The following is a 7,096-nucleotide window of genomic DNA, read 5'->3' as shown; positions in this document are numbered from 1 at the left end:
GGGAAGGGGAGTCCCCTTCCCGGGCGGACCTTTCGGTGTGAACGGGGTCGCCCGCGCGGGCGCGTGCGCCCCTGAGCGGGCGTCAGCCGCGCTGGATGCCCGCGGTGTCGTTCAGGACGCCGTGGGTGCCGTCGGGCAGCTGGGCGACCAGGGCCGCACCGCGCTGGTCGACCGCCAGGTACCAGGTGCCGGGGACCAGCTCGCCGACCGGCGGGGCCGCCGGGTTGTCCTTGTTGGCCAGCGGACGGACCGCCGGGACGGCGAACCAGAACGGGGCGAACGGAGCGGCGGCGGCCTGCGGCGGGACGTGGTCCTGCACGGCCGGCTGGACCGCGGTGGGCTGCTGCGCCACCGGCTGCGGAGCCGGCGCGGCCGCCTGCGCGGGAGCCGGGTAGCCGTAGCCGCCGGCCGGCTGGCCGCCGAACTGCTGCGCGGGCGCGGGCTGTTCGGCCTGCGGCTGCGGCTGGCCGGGGAACGGCTGCTGCTGCGCGCCCGGGTAGCCGTACGCGCCGGGCTGACCGGGGGCGCCGGGCTGGCCGGCGTACGGCGGGAACGGCTGCGGGGTGGTCGGCGCCGACGGGGCGGCCGAGAGCAGCGGGCCGGCCAGCGCCGGGACCAGCGGAGCGGCGATCACCGCAGCCGCCAGGGCCAGCGTGGCGACCAGCGACAGCCAGGCGCCCGCGCCGTTGGTGAGACCGTCCGGGCAGCCGAGCAGGGTCCACAGGCAGCCCCAGAACGAGACCACGGCCAGCGCCGTGCCCCACTGGTCCAGGCGCAGGCCGGCGACCTGCTTGCCGCCCCAGTTCTCCTTCTGGAGACGGAACAGCAGGATCAGCACCGCGCCGATCAGGCCGGTCAGGACGACCGAGGGCAGCACCGGGAACAGGTCCGAGGACCAGCCGTTGCGGGACGTGCTGCCGGGGCAGTACTTGCCGGAGCAGTCGAACGCCCGGAAAGGCAGGAAGGACGAAATCAGGAGCAGTACTGCCGCACCGGCGACGGCGGCGTCTCCCCTGGTGAGAGCGCGCAGGTTCACTGACGTTCCCCTCATTGGTGTAGTCGTGGTCGGCGGGCGGTGACCGAGCCCCCGTGGTACCGGAGCGGTACGACGGGGCAAAAGCCTAGGGCCAAGGCGACGCCGTGTGCACAGCGCCCTCCCGATCCGGTACGAACCGAACGGGTCGGCGGGCGTCCGGCACGAGGACGGGACGAGCGGTCGAAAGACGGGTCGGTGCAGCGGCTCACCCCGTGAGATAGCTGGTCAGGGCGTCGGCGACGGCCCGGGCGGCGCGCTGGCGCCACTCCGGGTCGGACATCCGTCCGGCGTCCCCGGCGTTGCGCATGTTGCCGCACTCGATGAACACCTTCGGGACCTTCGACAGGTTGAGACCGCCCAGGTCGGTGCGGGTGTCCAGGCCCTGCTGGCCGATGTAGGTCGAGGTCGGCTCGCCGGTGCCGGCCCTGAACGCGTCGCGCAGCAGCACGCCGAGCCGGTGCGACGGATCGACGAGCGCGGCGGTGTCGGCGGGGCCGGCCACCACCCTGCCGGGCATGATCACGTGGAAGCCGCTGCCGGAGGCCGGCGCGCCGTCCGCGTGGACGGACACCGCCGCGTCCGCCTTGGCGTCGTTGCCGATCCGGGCCCGCTCGTCGATGCACGGACCCCACGCACGGTCGCCGTCCTGGGTGAGCACCACCGTCGCGCCCCGGTCCTGCAGGATCTGCCGCGCCCGGTGCACCACGTCGAGGGTGAACTCCGCCTCCGAGTAGCCCGCGTCGGTGGACGTGCCGGTGGTGTCGCACTCCTTGCGGCCGTTGCCGATGTCCACCTTCCGGTTGATCTCGGCACCGTGCTTGACGTTGCCCGTGTTGTGGCCCGGATCGAGCAGCACTGTCCGCCCGGACAGCGGCCGCCCCGCCGCGCCCGGCGCCGGCGCGGACGGCGACGGCGCCGCGGCCCCCGCCTCCGGGCTGTCCGCCGGGGCGGGGGAGCCGGCCGCACCGTCCCCGTCCAGCCGGTCGCCCTCCGCGTAGTGCGGCGCGACGGTGGCGTGCGAGGTCACGTCCCGCGAACTGTTCGCGACCGCCTGCCAGCCCAGCCAGCCGATCAGGCAGACCGGCAGCACCACCCCCGCCACCTTCGCGGCCGGCCGCCACAGCGCGGTGCGCTGCTCCGGGCCGGGGTACGGGTCGGGCTCGACGGGGGGCGGGGTGGTGCGGCCGGTCACGAGTTCCTCAGATCCTGTCCCAGGTACGCACCGTCAGTCCGTACGTGTCGGCGATCGGTTTCCACTTCGCCACGAAGTCCTTCTTGGACTGGGTGGCCTGCGGGTTGAGGTCGTTGGCGCGGCCCAGGTCGGCGGTGCTGGGCACGGTGTTGTTCGCGCAGCCCTGGGCGGAGACGGTGCGCGCCCAGGCCGCGTACGCCCGGTCGATGTCCCCGGACTGCTGCCAGGCGTCCTTCAGCCTCGCCACCGCGTCCGCCCCGCCGGGCAGGCTGTCGGTCTTCAACTGGGCCAGCTCGGCGAGCAGTTGGTCGCGCTGCTGGGCGCCGGTGTCGAACACCTTCGCGGCGATGTCGATCTCCGCCTTCGGCGGGCAGCTGCGGACCTTCGCCACCGCGTTGCCGATCGGCGCCTTCGCGTTCTCCCCCTTGGTCAGCAGCGCGTCCAGCGCCTTCGCCTGCGAGGCGGCGTCCGGCCCGGCCGAGGAGGCGCCCGAGGCGGCCGGCGACGGATCGGCGCCGCCCGACGCGGAGGCCGCGGGCGACGCCCCCTGCCCGCCGGCGCCGCCCTGCGACGGGACGGGGGCCGGGGCGGTGCTGCCGCCCTGCGCCTGCTTCGAGCCGCCGCTGTCGCTGTTCTGCACCGCCCACACCACGCCGACGCCGATCACCAGCAGCAGCGCCACCGCCGCACCGATCAGCACCGGGGTGCGCCGCCGCCGCGGATCGTCGTCGTAGTCGAACTCCGGCTCCTGGCCGCCGTACCCGCCCGGGCCGGTCCCGAACTGCTGCTGCCCGCCGAAGCTCTGCCGGCCGCCGTGGTCCGGCTGCCCGCCGAAGGTCCCCTGCGGGCCGCCGAACTGCTGCTGCCCGTACGGCTGCTGATCGAACTGCTGGTGCCCGCCGAAGCTCTGCCGGCCGTCGAACCCCGGCTGGCCGCCGAAGGCGGGCTGCGGGCCGTTGCCCCGGGCCGGCTGGCCGGGGAAGGCGGGCGGCGCGGTGAAGCCCTGCTGCCCGCCGAAGGTCTGGGCCTGGGGCTGCGGCGGCGGGAACTGCTGCCCGCCGAAGGTCTGCTGACCGCCGTACGAGGGCTGCGCGGCGGCGGGCGGCTGCTGCGCGCCGGGCGCCGGGCCGGGCTGCGGTGCGGGGGACGGGGCCGCCGGACCGGGAGTCGCAGGAGGCTGCGGCGCCTCGGCCTGTGGCGGGACCGGTGAGACGGCGGAGACGGGCGGGACCGGCGGGACCGGGGCGGCGGGCGCGACCGGGCCGTCCGGGATCTTCGGCAGCGGGATCGCCGTGGTGGGCGGACCCGCGGCCGCCGGGTCGGCCGCCACCGGCCTGCGGACCCAGCCGCCCGCGCCGTTGTTCGCGGTCGGATCCCACACCGCCCGTGCGGCCCTGCCCTGTTCCGTCATGCGCTGCCCCTCGCCCCCGCCTGCTGACCCGTGGATTGCCGACCCGTGGATGCCTGTCCGTCGCACCGACCGCGCCCGCACGGGTCGTTCGCCGTCTGCCGCCCCGACACCGTACCGGCCGTCGGCGGGCCGGGTCACGGCGGTCCCGCAACGCGTCGCGGTGGGGACGACGCAGCGGCGGCGGTGATCGTTCCCGGTCGCGGGCGGAAATTGCCGGCCGCAGCCCGCCGCGGACGGTGACGGAAGGTCAGGACGCGGCGCGGCGCAGCACTCGCAGCGAGCCCGTCACCGAGACCTCCTCGAAGCCCTCGTCCAGCGCCCGCAGGTACACCCGGTACGGGGCCTGGCCGCCGTCCGCCGGGTCGGGGAACACGTCGTGCACCACCAGCAGGCCGTCCTCGGCCAGGTGCGGGGCCCAGCCCAGGTAGTCGCCGGTGGCGTGCTCGTCGGTGTGCCCGCCGTCGATGAACACCAGCGACAGCCGGCCCTGCCACACCGCCGCGATCTGCGGCGAGCGTCCGACCAGCGCCACCACGTGCGGCTCCAGGCCGGCCGCGTGCAGGGTGCGGCGGAACCGCGGCAGGGTGTCCATCAGGCCGACCTCCGGGTCGACCAGCGTCGGGTCGTGGTACTCCCAGCCGGGCTGCTGCTCCTCGGAGCCGCGGTGGTGGTCGACGGTGAGGGCGACCGTTCCGGTGCGGCGGGCGGCGTCGGCCAGCAGGATCGCCGAACGCCCGCAGTAGGTGCCGATCTCCAGCAGTGGCAGGCCGGTGCGCCCGGCCGCCTCCAGGGCCGCCGCGTACAGCGCCAGGCCCTCGTCCTCCGGCATGAATCCGGTGGCCGCCCGGAACGCGTCGAGCACCTGCGGGTCGGGCGTGGCCGGGGCGGCCGGGGTCGGGTCGGTCATCGGGCGCTCCTGCCGGGCTGGGGGACTGACCAGGACCCTACTGGATGGTAGGAACGTCCTTCGCCGACCGGTCTCCGCGGACCGGTCCGCGGAGGACGGCAGCCGACCGCCGGATCAGAGCAGGTCGACGGCGATCCGTTCGCGGCGGCCGGCGAGTTCGGCCTCGACCAGTGCGCTCCGGCCGGAGTCCAGCACCACCGGGTGCCGGTGCTGTTCGGCCGGGACGGCGGTGAGCATCCGCAGCCGCAGATGGGTCGGCGGGTGCGAGCTGTCCACGGCGCTGTCCAGCCGGCCGGCCACCCGCAGCCGGCGTTCGGTCTCCAGCGGCGGGACGGTGCGGACGGCCTCGGCCAGCGACTGCCACAGGTCGGGTGCGGCGGGCCGGCCGGCTGCGGGCCGCCGCCGGGGGACGGTGCGCTGACGGTGCAGCACCGTCTCGAAGGTCGGCCGGTGCAGCAGCGCGGTCAGCATGCCGCGGGTGTCGGCGACCGAGGTCAGCCGGACCGACAGCAGGTCGGCCCGGTACTCGGCGGCCTGCCCGGAGCGCAGCCACAGCCGGTTCATCAGCAGCACCAGGCGGCGCACCGCCCGGTTCAGCACCCACAGGACCCGGTTGGCCAGCGCGTAGGCGATCGTCACGATCAGCCCGACCGGGCCCTCCTGGAGCCTGGTCCGGTCCGGCACGGTCAGCCGGTACCACTCGACCAGCGTGTTGAGCGCCGAGCCGGTCCACAGGCCGCGCCGGTGGTCGCCGTTGACGCAGTGTCCGACCTCGTGCGCGAGCAGGGCGACCCGCTGCTGCGGAGAGAGCACCGTCCACAGCGGCATGCCGATGGTCAGCTGCCGGTGGCGGCGCAGTCCGAGCACGCCGAAGGAGGCGTTCCACTCCCCGTCGACCGCGATCGAGTCGACCTTCGGCGCGCCCACCGCCTCGCAGATCCGGTCGACCAGCTCGTACAGGGTCGGTGCGGCGGCGCGGGTCAGCACGCCGTCCCGGGCCGGGCGGCCCAGTCGGGGCCGCAGTTGGAAGGCGACGGCCAGCAGGATCACCCCGACGATCCGGCCGGGCCAGCCGGGCAGCAGCAGCCCGGCGACCAGGCCGAGACCGAGCAGCAGCAGCGTCAGCGACACCAGGTGGACGACCCCGGCCAGCGCGTACGCGGCCGCCGTCGTGCCGTCCTGGAGGTCCGAGCCGCCCTCGGAGACCAGCTTGAACACCTGCTCACTGCGGGCCCTGACGTCCCGTCGGAGGGCCTCCTCACGGCGCTCGGCCCGTTCCGCGCGGCGCTGCTGACGGGGTGTGCGGTGCTCGGCGGCCGGCTCGGGCGGAAGCAGGTTCCACTCGCAGCTCGGGCACCAGGTGGGGAAGCGTTCGTGGACGACGAGCGCGGACCGGCACCCGGGACAGCGTTCGGCGGGGGCGGCGGTGCCGGGGGCTCTGCTGCCCGCGGCGTCGGTGGTCGGCATGGCGGCGGATCATGCCATGTCCGGCGGACAGCGGGAAAGCGGTTTCCGGTCGCCGGGTCGCGGCCGGTGCGGGACACGGACTGCCGCCCGGCCGCACCGATGCGCTATACAGAGGGCGGCCCCGGAGTAGAACGTGTTCCACCACCGTGGGCCTCGGCCTCCGCCGCCCCCCAACCGCCCCACCGCAGCCGGGCCCGCCGCCCGCCCGCGAAGGACCCTCACCCCGGGAGCAGCCCGTGCGCGCAGCGATCCTGCAGAAGACCGGACAGGACACCCTGGACGTCCGCGACGACGTCGAGGCGATCGGCTTCGGACCGGGCAGGGTCCGGGTCCGGCTGCACGCCGCCAGCCTCTGCCACTCCGACCTGTCCGCGATGTCCGGCGTGCTCCCCCAGCCCGCCCCGTTCGTGCCCGGGCACGAGGGCGCCGGCGAGGTGGTCGAGGTCGGCGAGGGCGTCACCGGCCTCGCCCCCGGGGACCGGGTGGTGCTGTGCTGGATGCCGCCCTGCGGCCGCTGCCACGCCTGCCTGCACGGCCGGACCCACCTGTGCGTGGCCTCGCTCCGCCGGCTCTCCACCCCGACCTTCCGGGTCGGCGGCGACACCGACGCGTACGGCTTCTACGGCACCGGCACCTTCGCCGAGGAACTGGTGGTCGCCGCCGACGCCCTGCTGCCGGTGCCCGCCGACCTGCCCTACGAGCTGGCCGCGCTGATCGGCTGCGGCGTCACCACCGGACTCGGAGCCGCCGTCAACACCGCCCGGGTGGAGCCCGGTTCGGCCGTCGCGGTGATCGGCGCGGGCGGCGTCGGCATCGCCGCCGTCCAGGGCGCCCGAATCTGCGGCGCCGCCCGGATCACCGTCGTCGACCCGGTCGAGTCCCGGCGCGAACGCGCCCTCGGCTTCGGCGCGACCGAGGCGATCGCCCCCGAGGACCTCAAGTCCGCCGCCCGCGGCGTCCCCGGCGGCGGCTTCGACTACGTCTTCGAAGCGAGAACACCGCACTGAGCGGCCCGTAGACCGCGTCGAACGAACCGGACAGCCGCAGGTACAGGCCCAGCAGCCAGGTCGCCGCCACCCACAG

General features: G+C 75.7%; 5 protein-coding genes and 1 pseudogene. 1 reads left to right on the top strand and 5 read right to left on the bottom strand.

Annotated features, from left to right (window positions below; all coding sequences use genetic code 11):
* Window positions 1-82 precede the first annotated feature (82 nt).
* The 5 genes from ACFV1L_RS36230 to ACFV1L_RS36210 form a co-directional block, all read right to left on the bottom strand.
* Window positions 83-1,036 carry a hypothetical protein gene (locus ACFV1L_RS36230; protein WP_380374527.1) on the bottom strand — a complete coding sequence of 318 codons (954 nt, stop codon included), beginning with the start codon at window positions 1,034-1,036 and terminating at the stop codon, window positions 83-85.
* Between the two features lie 205 nt (window positions 1,037-1,241).
* Window positions 1,242-2,228, bottom strand: coding sequence for an N-acetylmuramoyl-L-alanine amidase (locus ACFV1L_RS36225; protein WP_380374525.1), 987 nt, complete (start codon window positions 2,226-2,228; stop codon window positions 1,242-1,244).
* Between the two features lie 7 nt (window positions 2,229-2,235).
* On the bottom strand, window positions 2,236-3,639 hold the full coding sequence (locus ACFV1L_RS36220) for a hypothetical protein (protein ID WP_380374523.1): 1,404 nt from the start codon (window positions 3,637-3,639) through the stop codon (window positions 2,236-2,238).
* Between the two features lie 247 nt (window positions 3,640-3,886).
* Entirely contained in the window at window positions 3,887-4,546 is a 660-nt protein-coding gene (locus tag ACFV1L_RS36215) for a class I SAM-dependent methyltransferase (RefSeq protein WP_380374522.1), read from the bottom strand.
* Between the two features lie 114 nt (window positions 4,547-4,660).
* On the bottom strand, window positions 4,661-6,013 hold the full coding sequence (locus tag ACFV1L_RS36210) for a M48 family metalloprotease (RefSeq protein WP_380374520.1): 1,353 nt from the start codon (window positions 6,011-6,013) through the stop codon (window positions 4,661-4,663).
* 236 nt (window positions 6,014-6,249) lie between these two features.
* On the opposite strand from ACFV1L_RS36210, the pseudogene ACFV1L_RS36205 reads away from it, so the two are divergent.
* Window positions 6,250-7,002 (top strand): annotated as a pseudogene (locus tag ACFV1L_RS36205) (alcohol dehydrogenase catalytic domain-containing protein); the annotation flags it as partial.
* Between the last annotated feature and the right edge of the window lie 94 nt (window positions 7,003-7,096).

It is taken from the genome of Kitasatospora sp. NPDC059646 (genome assembly GCF_042734615.1).
Taxonomy (GTDB): Bacteria; Actinomycetota; Actinomycetes; order Streptomycetales; family Streptomycetaceae; genus Kitasatospora.
The sequence above is the reverse complement of the archived record's forward strand: the minus strand, read 5'-3'. Positions and strand labels throughout refer to the sequence as shown.

Excerpts from the sequence above, each read along its gene's own strand:
- ACFV1L_RS36220 (WP_380374523.1), bottom strand. The coding sequence starts at position 3,639 with ATGACGGAACAGGGCAGGGCCGCACGGGCGGTGTGGGATCCGACCGCG.
- ACFV1L_RS36210 (WP_380374520.1), bottom strand. The coding sequence starts at position 6,013 with ATGCCGACCACCGACGCCGCGGGCAGCAGAGCCCCCGGCACCGCCGCC.
- ACFV1L_RS36215 (WP_380374522.1), bottom strand. The coding sequence starts at position 4,546 with ATGACCGACCCGACCCCGGCCGCCCCGGCCACGCCCGACCCGCAGGTG.